This window comes from Micromonospora sp. NPDC049523, assembly GCF_040676775.1.
In the GTDB taxonomy this organism is placed as follows: Bacteria; Actinomycetota; Actinomycetes; order Mycobacteriales; family Micromonosporaceae; genus Micromonospora_G.
In genome coordinates, this window is record NZ_JBFAPP010000010.1 from 98,398 (window position 1) to 115,697 (window position 17,300).

14 protein-coding genes and 1 pseudogene are annotated in these 17,300 nt (G+C 71.4%); 8 read left to right on the plus strand and 7 right to left on the minus strand.

The features are described from left to right. Positions 1–2: 2 nt before the first annotated feature. The 4 genes from AB0J90_RS17655 to AB0J90_RS17670 form a co-directional block, all read right to left on the minus strand. Complete coding sequence (locus tag AB0J90_RS17655; protein ID WP_363597007.1) at positions 3–1,295, minus strand: DUF6596 domain-containing protein; 1,293 nt, start codon at positions 1,293–1,295, stop codon at positions 3–5. A gap of 26 nt (positions 1,296–1,321) precedes the next feature. Then, a complete protein-coding gene (locus AB0J90_RS17660; protein ID WP_363597009.1) occupies positions 1,322–1,693 on the minus strand; it encodes a YciI family protein in 372 nt (123 codons plus the stop codon). A gap of 39 nt (positions 1,694–1,732) precedes the next feature. Further along, positions 1,733–2,434, minus strand: a complete 702-nt coding sequence (locus tag AB0J90_RS17665; RefSeq protein ID WP_363597011.1) for a DUF998 domain-containing protein — start codon at positions 2,432–2,434, stop codon at positions 1,733–1,735. A 143-nt stretch (positions 2,435–2,577) separates the two neighbouring features. Beyond that, entirely contained in the window at positions 2,578–3,822 is a 1,245-nt protein-coding gene (locus AB0J90_RS17670) for a sialidase family protein (protein WP_363597013.1), read from the minus strand. A 511-nt stretch (positions 3,823–4,333) separates the two neighbouring features. Here AB0J90_RS17670 and AB0J90_RS17675 point away from each other — a divergent pair. Together AB0J90_RS17675 and AB0J90_RS17680 are read left to right on the plus strand one after the other, a co-directional pair. Further along, positions 4,334–5,527: a SagB/ThcOx family dehydrogenase gene (locus AB0J90_RS17675; RefSeq protein ID WP_363597015.1), complete on the plus strand. Its 1,194-nt coding sequence runs from the start codon at positions 4,334–4,336 to the stop codon at positions 5,525–5,527. A gap of 44 nt (positions 5,528–5,571) precedes the next feature. After that, complete coding sequence (locus AB0J90_RS17680; RefSeq protein WP_363597017.1) at positions 5,572–6,921, plus strand: MFS transporter; 1,350 nt, start codon at positions 5,572–5,574, stop codon at positions 6,919–6,921. 75 nt (positions 6,922–6,996) lie between these two features. On the opposite strand, the gene AB0J90_RS17685 is transcribed toward AB0J90_RS17680, so the two are convergent. Beyond that, positions 6,997–7,578 (minus strand): XRE family transcriptional regulator, encoded by a 582-nt coding sequence (locus tag AB0J90_RS17685; RefSeq protein WP_363597019.1) that lies wholly within the window; start codon positions 7,576–7,578, stop codon positions 6,997–6,999. 78 nt (positions 7,579–7,656) lie between these two features. Here AB0J90_RS17685 and AB0J90_RS17690 point away from each other — a divergent pair. The 4 genes and pseudogenes from AB0J90_RS17690 to AB0J90_RS17705 all read left to right on the plus strand — a co-directional run. Further along, a pseudogene (locus tag AB0J90_RS17690) lies at positions 7,657–8,628 on the plus strand (NAD(P)/FAD-dependent oxidoreductase); the annotation flags it as partial. Between the two features lie 48 nt (positions 8,629–8,676). Beyond that, positions 8,677–9,297, plus strand: coding sequence for a methyltransferase domain-containing protein (locus AB0J90_RS17695; RefSeq protein WP_363597338.1), 621 nt, complete (start codon positions 8,677–8,679; stop codon positions 9,295–9,297). Positions 9,298–9,383: 86 nt separating this feature from the next. Next, on the plus strand, positions 9,384–10,535 hold the full coding sequence (locus tag AB0J90_RS17700; RefSeq protein ID WP_363597021.1) for a hypothetical protein: 1,152 nt from the start codon (positions 9,384–9,386) through the stop codon (positions 10,533–10,535). A gap of 88 nt (positions 10,536–10,623) precedes the next feature. Beyond that, positions 10,624–11,379, plus strand: a complete 756-nt coding sequence (locus AB0J90_RS17705) for a hypothetical protein (protein WP_363597024.1) — start codon at positions 10,624–10,626, stop codon at positions 11,377–11,379. Positions 11,380–11,431: 52 nt separating this feature from the next. On the opposite strand, the gene AB0J90_RS17710 is transcribed toward AB0J90_RS17705, so the two are convergent. Further along, on the minus strand, positions 11,432–15,022 hold the full coding sequence (locus tag AB0J90_RS17710; RefSeq protein WP_363597026.1) for an ABC transporter ATP-binding protein: 3,591 nt from the start codon (positions 15,020–15,022) through the stop codon (positions 11,432–11,434). A gap of 126 nt (positions 15,023–15,148) precedes the next feature. After that, positions 15,149–15,865 carry a hypothetical protein gene (locus AB0J90_RS17715; protein ID WP_363597028.1) on the minus strand — a complete coding sequence of 239 codons (717 nt, stop codon included), beginning with the start codon at positions 15,863–15,865 and terminating at the stop codon, positions 15,149–15,151. Between the two features lie 148 nt (positions 15,866–16,013). Here AB0J90_RS17715 and AB0J90_RS17720 point away from each other — a divergent pair, with 148 nt between their 5' ends. Beyond that, on the plus strand, positions 16,014–16,421 hold the full coding sequence (locus AB0J90_RS17720) for a spore-associated protein A (protein WP_363597029.1): 408 nt from the start codon (positions 16,014–16,016) through the stop codon (positions 16,419–16,421). Between the two features lie 148 nt (positions 16,422–16,569). Then, the gene (locus tag AB0J90_RS17725; protein ID WP_363597030.1) at positions 16,570–17,277 is read left to right on the plus strand and encodes a hypothetical protein; all 708 of its coding nucleotides are present in this window, start codon (positions 16,570–16,572) and stop codon (positions 17,275–17,277) included. Positions 17,278–17,300 lie beyond the last annotated feature (23 nt).

The window sequence follows — 17,300 nt, forward strand, 5'->3', positions numbered from 1 at the left end:
CGCTACTCCGTTGGCTGGCGCAGGCCGTCCGCACGCCGCTGGAACAGGATCCGCTCACCGTCGTTGCGAGTGAGTTCGGCGGCTCGGGTGAACTCCGCGCGCGCCTCGTCCGCCCGTCCCAGCCGGGCCAGCAGTTCTCCGCGTACGGCCGGGAGTTGGGGGTAGTCGCGTAGCGCCCGTTCGCGGGTGAGGTCGTCGGCGAGCGCGAGTCCGCGTACCGGGTCGTCGGCCAGGCCGACCGCGACAGCCCGGTTCAGCAGGATCACCGGGGACGGCTGGAGGTGGGCGAGCACCTCGTAGAGTGCCGCGATCCGGGACCAGTCGGTCAGCTCCGCGCGGGTGGCGCGGGCATGGCAGGCGGCGATCGCGGCCTGGAGGGTGTAGACGCCGCCGCCGAGGGTTTCGGCACGGTCGAGGGCGGCGAGCCCGCGCCGGACGAGCAGCCGGTCCCAGCGGCGGCGGTCCTGGTCGGGCAGGAGCACCGGCTGCCCCTGCGGGTCGGTCCGGGCGCCCAGCCGGGAGGCCTGCAACTCCATCAGGGCCGTCAGGCCGTGCACCTCGGCCTCGTCCGGCAGCAGGCCGCTGAGCAGCCGGCCCAGCCGCAACGCCTCCTGGCACAGCTCGGGCCGGGACCAGTTCGGGCCGCCGGTCGCGGCGTACCCCTCGTTGAAGATCAGGTAGACGACCTCCAGTACCGAGGCGAGCCGGTCCACCAGTTCCGCCGGGGTGGGCAGTTCGAACCGGACCCGCGCGGCGGCGAGCGCGCGTTTGGCCCGGACGATGCGCTGGGCCACGGTCGCCTCCGGCACCAGGAACGCCCGCGCCGTCTCGCCGGTGGTGAGGCCGCCGACCATCCGCAGGGTCAGCGCCACCCGCGCCTGCACCGGCAGCACCGGATGCGCGGCCGTGAAGATCAGCCGCAGCAGGTCGTCGCCGATGTGGTCGTCGAGGGCGTCGTCGAGGGCCGCCTCGGCGTACTCCTGCTGGATTTCGACGTCGCGGCCGAGCAGGTCGAGCTTGGTCGCGTACCGCTGCTGCCGTCGCAGCAGGTCGACCGCGCGATGTTTCGCGGTCGCCGTCAGCCACGGCCCAGGATCTTCGGGTACGCCGGTCGCCGGCCACTGCACCAACGCGGCGACCAGCGTGTCCTGGGCGATCTCCTCGGCCAGCCCGACGTCGCGGACCAGCCGGGCGATCCGGGCGATCAACCGGGCGGACTCGATCCGCCAGACCGCCTCCACGGCACGTCTGGCGGCCTGCCCCGGATCGTCCGGTGCCGGATCGGTAGCCGTCACGACCACCGATCCAACCACCGATCGGGTCACTCCGGGAGCGGGAAGTCCTCCGGGCCGTACACCTTCAGGATGTCGGCGTCGCCCTCCCAGCCCGGCCAGAGGTCCCGGTGCGCCTTCATGAACCGCGAGGTCCACTCGACCACCTCCTCCTTGGCCCGTACCTCGTAGAGCGCGTAGCTGATGACCTCCTTCGCCTCGGCGAACGGGCCGTCGGTCACGGTCAGGTCCCCGCCGGTGACGGTGACCCGCGCGCCGGCCGCGCTCGGCGCCAGCCCGCCGGTGTCGAGCAGGCTGCCGGAGTTGGTCGCCTCCTCACCGAGCTTGGCGATCGCCGCCATCAACTCCGGTGGTACGGGCGTGGTGGGCTGTTTGGCCCGCAGCAGTGCCAGGTATCGCATGGTCGAACTCCCTCGGGTGGTGTCGGGGCGGAAGGATTGTCAGTGCAGTCGGCGGGACCGGCCGTGGTGGTACACCGAGATCAGCGAGAGCCAGGCCCAGGCCAGCACGATCGCCACGGTGAACGACAGCGTCGCCCAGGAACTGCCGCCACCGCCGGCCACGGCGACAAAACCGGCGAGGAACAGCACCCCGGTCAGGCGTGAGAACACCGCCCATCCTCGCTGGTCGTCGGCGGTGAACCGGCGGGCGAGCACGAAACACGCCGCGACCAGTGCGACGAAGCCGACGCCGCCCAGCCCGAAGTGGAGCAGCCCGTGCCAGGAGGTGCCGGTGCCCTGCTCCGGCGTACCCGCCGGGAAGCCCTGTGCCGGGTCGGCCCGGAACATCCCGCCGCCGACCAGGCCCAGGCCGTAGATCCCGAGCAGCCGGGGAGCCCAGGTGCCGGCCGGTCCGGGGTCGAGCGAACGCCGCAGCCCCACCGCCGCGGCGATCACCAGCAGGCCGGTCACGATCAGGTTGGTGACCTGGATCCATCCCGCCGTGCCGTTGGCGAGCAGGCTCCAGGCGTGACGGGTCGGGTCGAAGCCGTCCCGCGCCACCATCTGTGCCACCGACACCAGGACGTACAGCGGGCCGGCGACGACACCGGCGGCCAGGAGCCGCCCGGTGAGCCTGAGCCCGGCGGCGGCCGGCCGGTCGGCCACCGCCTCGACCGTGACGGGCGGATTCGACTGGGACATGGACGCTGTCCCCCTTCGGTTCGTGGGGCCGCTCTCCGGCCCGCTACCTGTTGCTCGAACGGGAGGAGGAGATTTCGACACCGGCGCCGAACTTTTCTTGCGGAGATTTCCGGGCGCCCGTCCCGCCGGCCCGGGGACGCCGGCTACTCCGTGGCGCCGTTGAGCATCCAGGGGAGGTTGAACTTGCGGAACACGATCGTGCGGTGCGAGGTGTCGCTGTTGCCGGTGTTCTCGTTCACCTCGACCAGGGCGCCGACGGTGTAGTCCGCGGTCTTGGTCATGCTGGAGTAGCCGCCCTCGGCCACGCTGCCGCTGCCCAGCCCGGCCCAGGCCGGCAGCGGCGCGTCGGCGAGCCGCCGGAAGATCGGCCAGGTCCGGCCCTCGTCGTAGCTGATCCGTACGGTCATCTTGGTCCGGGTTTCGGTGCTCGCCGAGTTGAGGAAGACGATCCGGGTCGGCGAGTCGAGGTTGTAGCGCATGATCGACCCCTGCGCGCGGGGGTCGAGCAGCGTGTTGTCCGGCGCGTACGCGCTGAAGCCGGACTCGATCGTCCCCCGCGACACCCAACGACGCTTGGCGCTCTCCCAGACCGAGGAAACCGCCCGGTCGTTGCGCATCAGCCGTCCGTCGGTCAGCTCCAGCACCGTGCCCTCGCTCGTACCCTCCTGGGCGGCGCCGCCGGTGGTGGTGAGTCGCTGCACCTTCCAGGTGAGGCCGTGGTCGTCGCTGTAGATGTTGCGGTAGAGCGCGGGGACGACCAACCGACCGCCGGTGGTCTGGATGCCGACACCGGGTCCGATCGCGTCCCACGCCCAGGTCGCGCCGTTGCCGAACGTCCTGGGCTTGAGGGTGGCGGTCAGGTCTGCCGGGTCGCTCCAGCTCACGCCGTCGTCGGTGCTGCTGGAGACGTACACCTTGCGGTGGTCCCAGGCGGTGATCCGGGTGGTGCCGTCGTCACCGTTCTGGCTGTAGCCGGCCGGGTTCCAGGACATGAAGAGCCAGATCTTGCCGTTGCTCTGGTCGACCACCGCCGTCGGGTTGCCCCAGGTCCCCTGGCCGGCGCCGACCACCTCGCGCAGCCCGGACCAGGTGCCCCCGTTGTCGGTCGACCGCTTGTAGACGAGGTTGATGTTGCCCCAGTCCCGGTTGTCCGACGCCCTGCCTTCGGCGAAGGCGAGCAGCGTGTTGGCCCTGGTGCGGACGAGCGACGGGATGCGGAACGAGTGGTAGGTGATGCCGTTGAGCACCTCACCTCCACCGCCGTCGAACAGCAACCTCTCACTGTGTACGGCCGCGGCCGCGTCCGCCGGTCGTGCCACCGCCTGCGCGGCGACGCCGGCCAGCAGGGCTCCGATGAGTACGAGGGATGTCCTCTTCAACCTGGTCATGCGGCCATGCTGTCAACCGACATGTACGCAACAAAGTGGACCGACCGGGTCGTTCCCGGCGAAGCCGGAGCGATGAATTCAAGGTGAACCTCGGCACGGTCACCGTCCCGCCGATCAGGCGGCCGGTGAGCCAGATCCCGTCCGGGCCGGTAGTGACGCCCGGACGAGACTATTCCCCACCGCGCCGCATTTCCGACCAGAGCACTCTCGAAGTTGTCGTCACAGAATGTGAACGTCAAGGATGTTCACAACCGATGACGAGGGGGTGACGAACATGAAGAAGGTTTCCGTGAAGGTGCGCAAGACCGTTCTGCGTGAGAAGAAGATGCTGGCCTGCAAGCCGACCTGATCCCGATCAGGACCGGTGGACGAGTCGGGTCGTGCGGGCTCCCTGTTCTGCCGACCGAACACCCTTCAGGGCAGAACGGGCTCGGCCTCGACTTCCTAGCAGAAAAGGGGGACGGTAGCCCCGTCCCCCTTTTCTGGCTGTCTGGCGCCCCACGGAGAGGAAATGGCTATGGAACTGAGGCGGGCACGCTCGCTGGTGGCGTACTGGGTGAACGGTGAGATGGTGCTCGACGACTATCTGGATCGGACCCCGGAAAACGGCGAGAAGAACGGAGTCGCGGTCGACGGGGCGGCACTGGACATCCTGAGCCAGTTCGACGACTGGACGGATCCGGAGCAGGTCAGCCACCGCTTCGACGACTACGACCCGGCCTCGGTGCTGGAGGCGGTCACCGACCTCGCGGAGGCGGGACTGCTGCGTACGCGGCAGGCCGCGCAGGAGGAGGACCGGATCCTCGACCGCTGGCAGGCCTGGGGACAGTCCGCCCAGTTCTTCCACTTCGACACGAAGGACACGGCGTACATCAGCACCGAAGGCGCCAGCGCGGACCCCGAGATCGCGGCCAGCCGCGCCGCCGTGTTCGGCGAGATCAGGGCGAGCGGGCCGGCGCCGGAGATGTTCGCGCGCAATGTCGACGCGGAACGGATCATGCTCACCCGGTCGTTCCTGCCGTTGGACCGCGATTTCGCCGACGTACTGCTGTCGCGCCGTACCCACCGTCATTTCACCGAGGACGCGGTGCCACTGCGCAGCTTTTCCACCGTCCTGCACTACACGTTCGCACCGATGCACTTCTTCGATGCCGGCGTACTCGGCAAGCTGATGCTGCGAACCAGTCCGTGCGGCGGCGCCAGGCACGAGAGCGAATGTTACGTGGCGGTCCGCAACGTCGAGTCGATCCCGCCGGGGCTCTACCGTTATTCGCCGTCGGACCATAGTCTGGAGGTCCTCTCGTACGACTTCGACACCGTACAACTAGGACGCCTCACCTTCGACCAGAAAATGGTGACGACCGCCGGCTTCGTTTGTTTCCTCACCATCGACGTGCAGCGGGCGATGTTCAAGTACCGCAGTGCCCGGATGCTCCGTACCGTCCTGCTCGACACCGGTCATCTCGCGCAGACGTTCGCACTCTGCGCGACGGCGGTCGGGCTCGGACCGTGCCAGACCGACGCCTTCCGCGACTCCGAACTGGAGGCCGCCCTGGGCGTCGACGGCGCCGCCGAGACCGCCGTCTACGTACTGGCCGCCGGTGTGCCGGCCCGGCGTACTGACGGACATCCGATCGCCGACGCCCCGGACGAGGTCGGTCGCCGTACCCCGCAGGAATCCGCCCCGCAGAAACCAGCCGCATAGGCACCGGCGAGCACGGTGCCCCACCTTCCACCCAGGAGAGCACCGTGCAAACCCAGCCCGGCCCACCGGTTCAGGCCACCAAAGCCGACGACCCGGCGCTGCGCCGCATCCAGCGTCGCGTCGTCGTGTCGATCCTGGTGGTACAGGCGGTGTTCTCCCTGGTCTTCGCGATGACCGGGCCACTGGTCTCGCTGATCGCCGAGCGGATGACCGGATCGGCCCGTGACGCCGGCTTCGCGCAGGCCCTCATCTTCTGCGGCGGGGTGCTGTTCAGCATCCCGCTGGCCGCGCTCTCGGCGAAGCGGGGTCGACGCGCCGGCATCTCCACCGGCTACCTCACCGGTGCGGCCGGTTCCGCGCTGGTGGTGGTCAGCGCGTCGCTGTCGAGCTATCCGTTGCTGCTCGTCGGCGCGGTGGGTGTCGGCGCGGCGCTCTCGGCCGGGTTCCAGGCCAGATTCGCCGTGACGGACCTCGCCGACTCCAACCGGATCGGGCGGTCGATGGGCATCCTGTCCTGGAGCGCCATCGCCGGATCCGTGGTCGGCCCGCCGCTGGCCGGTGGGGTCGAACAGCTCGGTGCGGGGCGCCTCGCGGAGTTCACCGCACCGTTCGCCGCGGTGGCCGTGGGCCTCGCCCTGGCCGGCCTGCTGGTGCTGGTGACGCTGCGGCCGGATCCGCTGCTGCTGGCCCGGTCGATGGGACGCGAGCAGGTACGCGAGCGCCGCAACACCCGTGCCGCGCTGGGCGCGAGCCTGCGCAATCCGATGATCCGGCAGGGCATCGCGGTGGTGGTCACCGTACACACCGCGATGATCTCGCTGATGAACATGGCACCGATCCACCTGAGCCACGGCGCTGCCACGCTCACCTCCATCGGCCTGGTGATCGGCATGCACTCCGCGGCGATGTACCTGCCCGGTCCCCTGGTCGGCTACCTGTCCGACCGGTTGGGACCGTACCCACTGCTGGTGACGAGCCTGGGCGTGATGGCCACGGCCGCGGTGGTGCTCGCGATGTCACCGGAGGGCGACACCGTGATGGTCGGCATCGGACTGACGCTGCTCGGCGCCGGCTGGTCGGCGGGTTATCTCGCCGGCTCCGTGTTGATCACCTCGGCCACGGAGGGTCAGCTTCGGACGATGGCGCAGGGTGCCTCGGACTTCCTCGTCCAGCTCGCCTCCGCGCTCGGTGCCCTGCTCGCCGGGGTGATGGCCGCCGCGCTGGGTTACGACGGCCTGTCGATCTTCTGGCTCGCGGTGATCGTCGCCCTGCTGATCCGGATCCTGACCCGGCGCCCGGGGGTGGCGGCCGGTGGTACGACGACCGCCGCGCCTTCCGACCCGCAGTCAACGGCACCGGCAGCCGACAAGGCGGACGCGACCGACTCCCGGTAACCCTTGCCGGGCCCCGGATCGGGCCCGGCGTGACGCGTCGAGTTCCGATGCCCGATCGCCCCACCGTTGCTGCCGTCAGGGTAGGGATCTCGCGCGTACGTGCGCGCGTTCGCCCTGGCTGCCGAAGAGGCTGAGCACCTCGACGGGTGCGGGGTCGGCGCTGGCGAACCAGTGCGGTACGCGGGTGTCGAACTCGGCCGCCTCACCCGGTACGAGCACAAGATCCTGGTCGCCGAGGACCAGCCGGAGCCGCCCGCTGAGGACGTAGAGCCACTCGTAGCCCTCGTGGGTCTTCGGCTCCGGCACCGTCGTCGGCCGGGCCGCCGGAATGAGCATCTTGTACGCCTGGAGCCCACCGGCGCGACGGGTCAGCGGCACCAGGGTCATGCCGTTGAGGTTGACCGGGCGCAGGTGCACCCGGGGGTCCCCGGTCGGTGGTGCGCCGACGAGCTCGTCGATCTGGACGCCGTACGCGCGGGCCAGTGGCAAGAGCAGTTCCAGGGTCGGGCGGCGTTGGCCGGACTCCAGCCGGGACAGGGTGGAGACCGAGATGCCGGTCGCCTCGGCGAGGCTGGTCAGCGTGATCTCGCGTTGCCGGCGCAGCGTACGCAGCCGGGGTCCGACCGCGGTGAGCACGCTCTCCAGGTTGTCGTCCATCGGCCCAGTTTGCCACAACGGCAAGAATGTTTGCCGATCTGTGCCGACGGTCGCACAGTGGTCGCGGAGGTGGTCACCATGACCAGTGAACTGGCAGAACAGCCGACCCGGACGTTCGACGTCGCGGTCGTCGGCGGGGGTGCCGCCGGGCTGAGCGCGGCGGTGGTGCTGGGCCGGGCCCGGCGCTCGGTGATCGTGATCGACGCGGGATCGCCCCGCAACGCCCCCGCCGCCGGGGTGCACGGGTTCCTGTCCCGTGACGGCATGAACCCACATGAACTACTCGAAACTGGCCGCAAGGAGGTCGACCACTACGGCGGCCTCCTGATCCAGGGCGAGGCGGTCGGCGCCCGCCGCACCGACGACGGCTTCGAGGTGGCTCTCGGCGACGGTCGGCTGGTCACCGCCCGACGGCTGCTGGTGACCACGGGACTGGTCGACGAACTGCCCGACGTCCCAGGTCTGCGGCAGCGGTGGGGCCGGGACGTGCTGCACTGCCCGTACTGCCACGGGTGGGAGGTGCGGGACCGGGCGATCGGCATCCTCGGCACCGGGCCGATGGCCGTACACCAGGCGCTGCTGTTCCGGCAGTGGACACCCGACCTGGTCCTGTTCACCCACACCGCACCGGAGCTGACCGACGAGCAGGCCGAACAACTCGCCGCCCGGGGCATCCGGGTGGTTCCCGGCACCGTCGAATCCCTCGACGTGGCCGACGACCACCTCACCGGCGTACGCCTGACCGACGGGACGGTCGTCGCGCGCCAGGCACTGGTGGTCGCCCCGAGGTTCGTGGCCGCCTCGCAGGTGCTGGCCACCCTGGGCTTACAACCCACCCAGGACCCGCGCGGCGTCGGGGAGAGCATCGCCGCCGACCCCACCGGGTCGACCGAGGTGCCGGGCGTCTGGGTGGCCGGCAACGTCACCGACCTCGGCGCGCAGGTGGTCATGGCGGCCGCTGGTGGCGTCACCGCCGCCGCCGCGATCAACGCGGACCTGATCAGGGAGGAGACCGAGGCGGCGGTCGCGGCGCACCGCGGGTCGCGTACGGCGGCACCCGGACACGGCGCCGCACACCAGCACTCGACCGACGAGATCCTGTTCACCCGGGAGTTCTGGGACGAGCGCTACGGGTCCGCCGACCGGATCTGGAGCGGCAACCCGAACCCGCACCTCGTCAGCACCGCCACCGACCTGGCACCGGCGACGGCGTTGGACGTCGGCAGCGGCGAGGGCGCCGACGCGATCTGGCTCGCCTCCCTGGGCTGGCGGGTCACCGGCGTCGACATCTCCGGGGTGGCGCTGGAGCGCGCCGCCGCACGGGCCGCCGAGCAGGGCGCTGACGTCGCCGAGCGGCTCACCTGGCAACAGGCCGACGTCATGTCCTGGGATCCCGCACCCGCGCAATACGACCTGGTGTCGGCGCAGTTCATGCACCTGCCCCGACCGGCACTCCAGGCGCTGCACCACCGCCTGGCGGCGGCCGTACGGCCGGGCGGGACCCTGCTCGTCGTCGGTCACCACCCGTCGGACCTGGACACCTCGATGGGGCGTCCCGACCGGGCCGACCTGATGTTCACCGCCGAACAGGTAGCGGCCGCCCTCGACCCGAACGCATGGGACATCGTCGTCGCGACACCGCAACGGCAGGCCACGGATCCGGAGGGCCGGACCGTCACCATCCACGACGCCGTCCTGCGAGCCACCCGCCGCCACTGACGACGCGGCTCCGGAACAGGAGGCGGACCGTCACGGTCCGCCTCCCCTGTCGGCCGGGACGGTTCCGGTGGTGCCAGACTTGCGCGATGTTGCGCGTCGGGATCCTCGTGGCGGCACTGGTCGGTGTCGCGGCCACGCCCCCGCTCCTCGGGCTCACCGCCGCACCGGCGCAAGCGGTGGCGCCGACACCGGTGGTGGCCGCACCGGCCAAGGGCACCGAGGTCTGCGTCATCGCCGACGAACGGCTGATCGAGATCTCCGGCATGGTCGCCACCGACGACGGTTACGTCGTGGTCAACGACAGTGCCGACCTGGAGAGCCGCCGGAAGGTCTTCTTCCTCGACAGATCGTGCAAGGTGACCAGGACGGTGTCGTACCCGAGCCGCCCGCGTGACACCGAGGACGTGGCGATCGCCCGAGACGGCACGATCTGGATCGCCGACATCGGTGACAACGACCGGGCCCGGACGAACGTCGCGCTGTGGAAGTTGGCCAAGGGCGCCAAGGCACCGGTGCTGCACCGACTGTCCTATCCGGATGGTGCGCACGACGCCGAGGCACTGCTGCTAGCCGGCGACGGCACGCCGATCGTCGTCACCAAGGACCCCGGCACACCTCGGCTGTACGTACCCGACGGGCCGCTGCGGGCCGGTGCGACCGTACGGATGCGCAAGGTCGGTGAGCTGAGCCTGCCCCGTACCGGCACCGACAATCCCTGGTCCGCCTTTGGTCGGCTGATGGTCACCGGGGGCGCCACCGCGCCGGACGGCAGCCGGGTGGTGCTGCGTACCTACGCCGACGCGATCGAGTTCGACGTCACCGACGGCAACGTGGTCGAGGCGGTCACCCGTGGCGTACCCCGGATCACGCCACTGCCGGACGAACCCCAGGGCGAGTCGATCACGTACAGCCGCGACGGCCGGTTGTTGCTGACCGTCTCCGAGACCTCGGACCAACCGGCCACCACCCGACCGACCGTGCTCGGTTACACCCCGGCGGGCAGGACAGCGCCCGCGCCCGCCGCCAGTACGACCGGGCCGGCATCACCGAGCACGTCGGAGTCGAGCAGCTCGGAGCCGAACGGGTCGGGGTCGAGCGCGTCCCCGGCGAGCAGCCGAGCGCAGCCGGCGGAGGGACCGGACGGTGTGTTCGTCGCCCGCCTGCTCGGCGGGCTCGGCCTGGCCATGCTGGCCCTGGCGATCGTCGGCGTGCTCGGGGTGCTCGCCTTCCGCCGATGATCGCCGGCAGGGCACCAGCCTCCGGGGCGTCGGCGATGCCCGCCCTGGGTAGTAGCGGCGTACAGGCCGAAACGAGGAGGCGACGAAGGTGACCCGTACGTTGGTCCGGGGTCGGCGGGCGGCCGGCGGTCTGCTCGCCGCCGCCATGCTGCTCTCCGCCTGCACCTGGCACGACGGCCGCTGGTCGGACGACAACCCGGACCGGACGACCGCTACCGAGTCCGACCGCGCGGCCGACCACGTGGCCGCCGGGGCGCGCGCCGAGCGGCAGGAGGCGACGCTCGACCTGCTCAACGGCTCCGACGTGGTCCGGGTGAGCACCGCCGGGCTCGGCGACGACCTCTACCGCATCTCCACCCCGGAGGATGCCAAGGTGCGGCCGTCGGTGCACGTCGACGGGGACACCGTATTGGCGGGACTCGCCGGCACCGGTCGGGCCGGGCCGGCGATCGTCAGCATCGTGCTGAGCGACGCGGTCCGCTGGCGGATCCGGCTCGGTGGCGGTGCCGGCGAGGAAACCGTCGACCTGACCGGCGGCCGGGTCGCGGAGGTCGACTTCAGCGCCGGCACCAACCGCGCCGAGGTGATCCTGCCGCCCGCGAGCGGCACGGTCCGGGTGGTGATGGGTGGCGGCGCCAGCCAGTTCCTGGTCCACCTGACCGGTGACGCTCCGGCACGGGTACGGGCCGGCGGCGGCGCCGGCACCGTCACCGTGGACGGCAGCAGCCGCTCGGGCGTGGCCGGCGGCACGGTGATCACACCGCCGGCCTGGGAGACCGCCACCGACCGGTACGACATCGACGCCACCGCCGGTGTTTCCACCCTCACCGTCGACCGCCGCTGACCGACCCGCCCGAACCGTGCCGGTGGGCGCCGGGAAGACCGCCCCGGTGGGCTCACCCCGCGAGGTGGCCCCACCGGTCGGCCAGTTCCCGCCACGTGCCCTGGGCCACCGCCGCGCCGTCGACCAGCACCACCACGTGGTCGGCCTGGGCCAACGCGGCCCGCTTCGAGGTCGAGCCGACCACGGTCACCCCGTGCCCGCGCAACGCCCGCCACAGTTCCAGCTCGGTGGTGACGTCGAGGGCCGAGGAGACGTCGTCGGCGATCAGCAACTCCGTACGCGGTGCCAGCGCGCGGGCCAGGGCGAGCCGCTGCAACTGCCCACCGGACAGCCGCGTCCCCTTGTGCCCGATCAGCAGCCCGAGCCCGCCCCCGGCCGCCGCCAGGTCGTGTTCGAGCTGCGCGGTCGAGATGGCGCCGACGGCGTCCACCTCGTGCCCGAGCCGGATGTTGTCGGCGACCGTGCCGGAGAGCACCCGCGGTAGCTGTGCCACGTAGCCGACCTGGTTGGGGCGCAGGAACAGCTCGGGCTCGGTGACGGGTTGCCCGTTCCAGCGCATGTCCCCGGTGTGGTGCACGATCCCGGCCAGGGCTCGCAGCAGGGACGACTTGCCCGCGCCGACCGGCCCGACCACCAGCACCAGTTGTCCGGTCTCGACGGTCAGGTCGACCTCGTGGACGCCGACCGTCCCGTCCTCGTGGACGGCGCTGAAGCCGACCAGGTCCAGCCGCCGCAGCGGGTGCCGGGGTGCCGCCTCGGGTGCGGGTGCGGTTCCCTCGGAGAGGTCCACCCCCGGCACCGCCGCCGAGTACGCCCCGACCCCGCTCATCGCGACCGTACGCCGGGTCCAGACCCGGGCCGACGGCAGTTGCGAGACCAGGGATGCCGTGGTCCAGGCGAACCACCGCACCGCCCCCAGGGTCGAGACCGCCACCAGGGTCGCGCCGGAGGAGAGCGAGCCGTTGAGGTAGAGCGCCCAGGCGGCGATCGGCAGCAGTCCACCGATCATCGACGGGGTCGAACGGGCCCACACCTGGGTCGAGATCTCCCGCCGCTGCCGGTCGCTGCGGATGACGTCGAGTCGGGCGAGGTGGGCCAGCACCGACCGGGTGGCGCCGGCCAGTTTCACCGTACGGGCGGCCGACAGCGACGAGACCAGGGCGGTCGCGAACGCGGCTCGGGCGGCGACCGTCTTGCGCGCGGAGCGCTCCAGGATCGGCCCGAACAGGGCGGCGGCCAGGCCGGAGAAGAGGATCGTGCCGCCGAAGAAGAGCGCCGGCACCGGCGTCCCCGACACCACCGTCATCGAGATCAGCAGTACGAAACACGCCGCCTGGTCGAGCAGGTTGTCGGCGAGCATCACCACCCGTTCGGTGTCGCCGCCCTGGGCGACGACCTCGGCCGGGGTGTGTGCGCTGACCCGGCGCGGACCGGTCTGCCCGTGCACCAGTCGCAGGCTGATCCGGAGCAACTGCCGGACCCACCACTCCGGGAACCAGCGCCCGGTGTAGTACGACATCGGCACCACGGCCACCAGCCCGGCCACGATCCCGACGGCCGGCCAGAGCGGGTCGTCCAGCCCGTCGACGAGGTCGGCCCAGAGCCACGGCAGGATCGCGCCGTCGAGTCCGAGCAGCACCATGAACAGGAACATCCCCAGCGCGCTGAGCCCGAAGCGCGGGTCGTTGCCGGCCAGCCGGAAGATCTCCCGCACGGTACGCGCCCGGGCCGGTTCGGGCAGCGGCGGCGGATCGGCCTTCGCCCGTACGGCGGCGCGTTGCGGTACGGGCACCAGCTCGGCCACCGCCGTGGCGGTCCCGTTCGCCGTCGCCGCGCCGCTTTGCGCGCCCCGGACCGGATCCACCCGCAGCAGGGTGTCGCCGTCCGGCGGGGCCAGCGCGAGCCCACCACCGGCACCGACGCCCACCCCGGCCCCGACCCGGCGGGCCGGTTCCGGCTCGACGTCGAAGGTGGCCTGGGTGCTGGCGAGCAGCCGGGCGAAGCGCTCCGACTCGCGCAGCGGTCCGGCCTCGACCACTTCTCCGTCGGCGAGCACCACCACCTCGTCGCAGCGCTGCACCGACGACAGCCGGTGCGCGATGACGATCCCGATCCGGTCGCGCAGCAGCCGCTCGGTGGCCGACTGGACCCGTGACTCGGTGACCGGGTCCATCCGGGCGGTGGCCTCGTCGAGGATCACCACGTGCGGGTCGCGGACCAGGATCCGGGCGAACGCGACCAGTTGCTCCTGTCCGGCCGAGAGGACGTGCCCGCCCTCGCCGAGCTTGGTCTCGATGCCGTCGGGCAGGTCGTCCACCCAGGAGGTCAGGCCCAGTTCGTCCAGGGCACCGGCCGCCGAGGCGTGCAGTTCCGGGTCGAACAGGGCGACGTTCTCGGCGAGCGTCCCGGCCAGGATCTCGGTGCGCTGCGGGACCACGCCGATCCACCGGCGCAGGCCCTCCAGGTCCAGGTCGCACAGGTCGGTCCCGCCGAGGAACACCGCGCCGCGCGGCACCTCGACGGCCCGGGTGAGGACCTTGGCCAGGGTCGACTTGCCGGAGCCGGTACGCCCGATCAGGGCGTACGAGTGGCCTCGGCTGAAGGTCAGTCGTACGTCGCGCAGGGCCAGCCGGCGCCCGCTGTCCGACTCGGCCGTGCCGTAGCCGAAGGTGAGGCCGCGGACGTCCAGGTCACCGTCGATCGGGTCGGCACCACCGGTCGGTTCCTGCGGTGAGTCGCGCAGCAACTGCACCCGCCCCCAGGCGCCGAGGGCGTACTGCAACTCGGGCACCATCCGGCTGACGTGCTCGACGGTCGCACCGAAGGCGAGGGCGAGCAGCCAGACGGCGGTCAGCCGGGCCCCGTCGATCCGGTCGGTGGTCAGCGCCCACACCCCGCCGAGTACGACGGCGGCGATGCCGGCGCGGGTGACACCGACGGCGATGGTGGTGACCCGGGCGGAGAGCACCCACACCACCCGTCCCCGGGCCAGCACCCGGCTGGCGCGCTGGGCGTACGTCCGCAGTACGTACGGGCGGGCCAGGCTGGTGCGGATGTCGTCCTGTCCGTGGATCGACTCCTCCATCACCGCGGCCAGGTCCGACCAGGCTTCCTCCTCGCCCATCCGGGCCGGCCCGATCTTGCGGGTGGGTGCGGCCAGGCCGATCGCCAGCAGTACGCCGAGCAGGAGCATGACCACCCCGGCCGGCCACCAGACGCCGACCGCGAGCGCGATCGACAGCACCCCGACGGTCAGTAGCTGCGCGATCCGTACGCCGCTGCCGCGCAGTTCGGCGGCGACCTGGTAGACGTCGCCGTCGATCCGGTCGAGCAGTTCCCCGACGGGTGTGGTCTCCAGCCTCGGCAGGTCCTGGCCGAAGGCGACCCGGCAGAGCCGGCGGCGGACGTCGGCGGCCCAGTCGGCGGTCAGCCCGGCCGCGACGAGGCCCACCAGCAGGTCGCTGAGCACCGCGAAGACCAGCGAGACGGCCAGCACGGTGAACAGCGTGGTCGAGCGGTCCAGCAGCACCGGTCCGGCCAGCGCCAACGCGGCGGACTGCCCGGCGGCACCGAGCACGATGAGGCAGGCCACGGCCGCGACACGGCGCGGCGAGGTGGCCCACAGATCGCGGAGCAGGCGCATCGGAAGCTCCCGGGCGTAGTGGGCGGAGCCTCCAGCCTGGCGGTAAATCCGGGATCACTCAACGCAATTACCGCGGACTGTGATCATCGATACGGGCGTCGTTCCGGGCCGCTCGCCGGCACGCCGCTAGTGCACGATGTTCACCGCACGGGCGATGATCAGTGCCACGACCAGCAGCGACACGGCCGACTGGAGCATCATCGCGGTCTTCGCCCAGCGGCTGAGCGGCAGCGTGTCGGTCGGGCTGAACGCGGTCGAGTTGGTGAACGCCACGTACAGGTAGTCGAGGAAGACCGGCCGCCAGTCGGCCGGCGCCAGGTCCGCGGCGGTCATCTGCGGAAAGAGCAGATCCGGGTACGGGCGCCGCACGTTCGCCCGCGCCGCCGGACCGCCCCGGTCGAGTTCCCAGTACCAGAGCGCGAAGACGATCACGTTGGTGAGCCAGATGGCCGCCCCGCTGAGCAGGATCGTCGCGGGGTCCTGCCGGGCCGCGTCGGTCACCAGCAGGATGACCAGCCGGCCGGCGGACCAGATCACCGCCATCGTCGCCGCCGCGACCAGGGCCAGCTCGACCACGCGTACGGCGGCTGACTCGCGGTTCATCCGGAACGGGTTCACCACCAGCAGTACGAGCAGCAGCGTTCCCTCGACGGCGGGCAGCAGCCACCTCGGGCTGAACGCGAGCTGTGGCGGGGTGACCAGTTGCAGCACGATCGCGGCGGCGATGACCAGGGTCACCGGCCACCGGTGCTCCCCCGGATGTCGGCGCCGCCAGGCCGGCACCGGGTGCGGCGAGGAGCCGGCGTGGTGGTCCGGTCCGCTCTGGTCCGCCTGCCCGCTCATCGTGGCATTGTCGCCTGCCCCGCTGTCGCCGGAGCAGCGAACCGCCACCGGGTACGGGGAGGAAATGGTGGCCAATTCGCCACCTGTCGGCACGGTCCGGAGCCTGGTTGCCTGGCAGACGGCTCATGGCGTCGACGAGAGGAACCCCATGAACGTTCTCCGAAGGTTGGCAGGCGTCGGCACGGTGGCCGCACTGGCCGCCACCGCCGTTGCCGTGACCGGGGCTCCGGCCCAGGCCGCCAGCTACAACGGCGCCTGCGGCAGTGGCTACAGCGTGATCGACTCGATGGGTGCCGGCAACGGGGCAGGAACCATCTTCCTCACGTACAACAACGGCTGGAACTGCGTCGTCACCATCACCAACACCCCCGGCGTACGGGACTTCATGGCCGCGAGCATCGAGCGCTCCGGTGGGACCTGGATCGACGACGAGGGGAACTACACCCAGTACGCCGGCCCGGTGTACGTGTACGCGCCGAACGACTGTGTCGACTGGGGCGGCATCGTCGGGAACAAGTACATCCGCATGATCGAGTGGAACGACCACTGCGGCTGAGGCCGGAGCGCTTCGCCCGACGGCAGTGGTTCGTGCCCAGGCCCCGGCCCGGACCACTGCCGTCGGGTGAGGCGTGCTTCTCCCGGATTCGTGCCGCGTACGGTGACGTACCCGTCGGGGAGCCGCCGCCGGTCGCACAGTAACTGGCATGACCTCGTCTCGTGGCCGCGTCGCCGGCCTGCTTCTCAGCCTCACCGCCGTTGTCGCGCTGGGCGCCGGATGCGGCGTCATCAGCACCGTGCAGAACGCCGTCGACACCGCGGGCGCGCTGTCGGAGTTCGCCGACCGGCTCGGTAAGGCCGCCGAACTCACCTACACCGCCGAGTACACGATCGTCGGCGCCGAACAGGCCACGATCACCCTTGCCCAGCAGCCGCCCCGGTCGGTCCTGAGCAACGGGGACGGCCGGCTGATCACCACCCCGGAAAGCATGATCATCTGCGATGGCGGCGAGTGCCAGCGGACGCCGAACAACGCCTCCGCCGGGCCGGACGCCACGATGGTCGCCGGAGTCGCCGGACCGGCGTTCATCACCCCCGAACTGGCCCTGGGCATGGTGGCCGCCGCCGCGATAGTGCCGAACACCGATGTGGACACCTCGGAGAAGACGATCGCCGGACAGGACTCGCTCTGCGCCGACGTCACCGGGATCAAGGACCCCCAGGGCGGTACGGACGAACTGCTCCAGGACTTCTCGGTCTGCGTCACCGAGTCCGGCGTACTGGCCTCGTTCTCCGGCATCTCGAACACCGGCGAGCGCGCCTCCATCGAACTGGTGAAGTTCTCCGACTCCGTGGACGAGCGACTGTTCGCACCGCCGTCCGGCGCCAACCTGACGGACGTCGCCCCCCGCTGACCCATCCGGCGATCTTGCACTTG

Excerpts from the sequence above, each read along its gene's own strand:
- AB0J90_RS17665 (WP_363597011.1), bottom strand. The coding sequence starts at position 2,434 with ATGTCCCAGTCGAATCCGCCCGTCACGGTCGAGGCGGTGGCCGACCGG.
- AB0J90_RS17715 (WP_363597028.1), bottom strand. The coding sequence starts at position 15,865 with ATGAGCGGGCAGGCGGACCAGAGCGGACCGGACCACCACGCCGGCTCC.
- AB0J90_RS17660 (WP_363597009.1), bottom strand. The coding sequence starts at position 1,693 with ATGCGATACCTGGCACTGCTGCGGGCCAAACAGCCCACCACGCCCGTA.
- AB0J90_RS17720 (WP_363597029.1), top strand. The coding sequence starts at position 16,014 with ATGAACGTTCTCCGAAGGTTGGCAGGCGTCGGCACGGTGGCCGCACTG.
- AB0J90_RS17700 (WP_363597021.1), top strand. The coding sequence starts at position 9,384 with ATGTTGCGCGTCGGGATCCTCGTGGCGGCACTGGTCGGTGTCGCGGCC.
- AB0J90_RS17710 (WP_363597026.1), bottom strand. The coding sequence starts at position 15,022 with ATGCGCCTGCTCCGCGATCTGTGGGCCACCTCGCCGCGCCGTGTCGCG.
- AB0J90_RS17670 (WP_363597013.1), bottom strand. The coding sequence starts at position 3,822 with ATGACCAGGTTGAAGAGGACATCCCTCGTACTCATCGGAGCCCTGCTG.
- AB0J90_RS17675 (WP_363597015.1), top strand. The coding sequence starts at position 4,334 with ATGGCTATGGAACTGAGGCGGGCACGCTCGCTGGTGGCGTACTGGGTG.
- AB0J90_RS17725 (WP_363597030.1), top strand. The coding sequence starts at position 16,570 with ATGACCTCGTCTCGTGGCCGCGTCGCCGGCCTGCTTCTCAGCCTCACC.
- AB0J90_RS17685 (WP_363597019.1), bottom strand. The coding sequence starts at position 7,578 with ATGGACGACAACCTGGAGAGCGTGCTCACCGCGGTCGGACCCCGGCTG.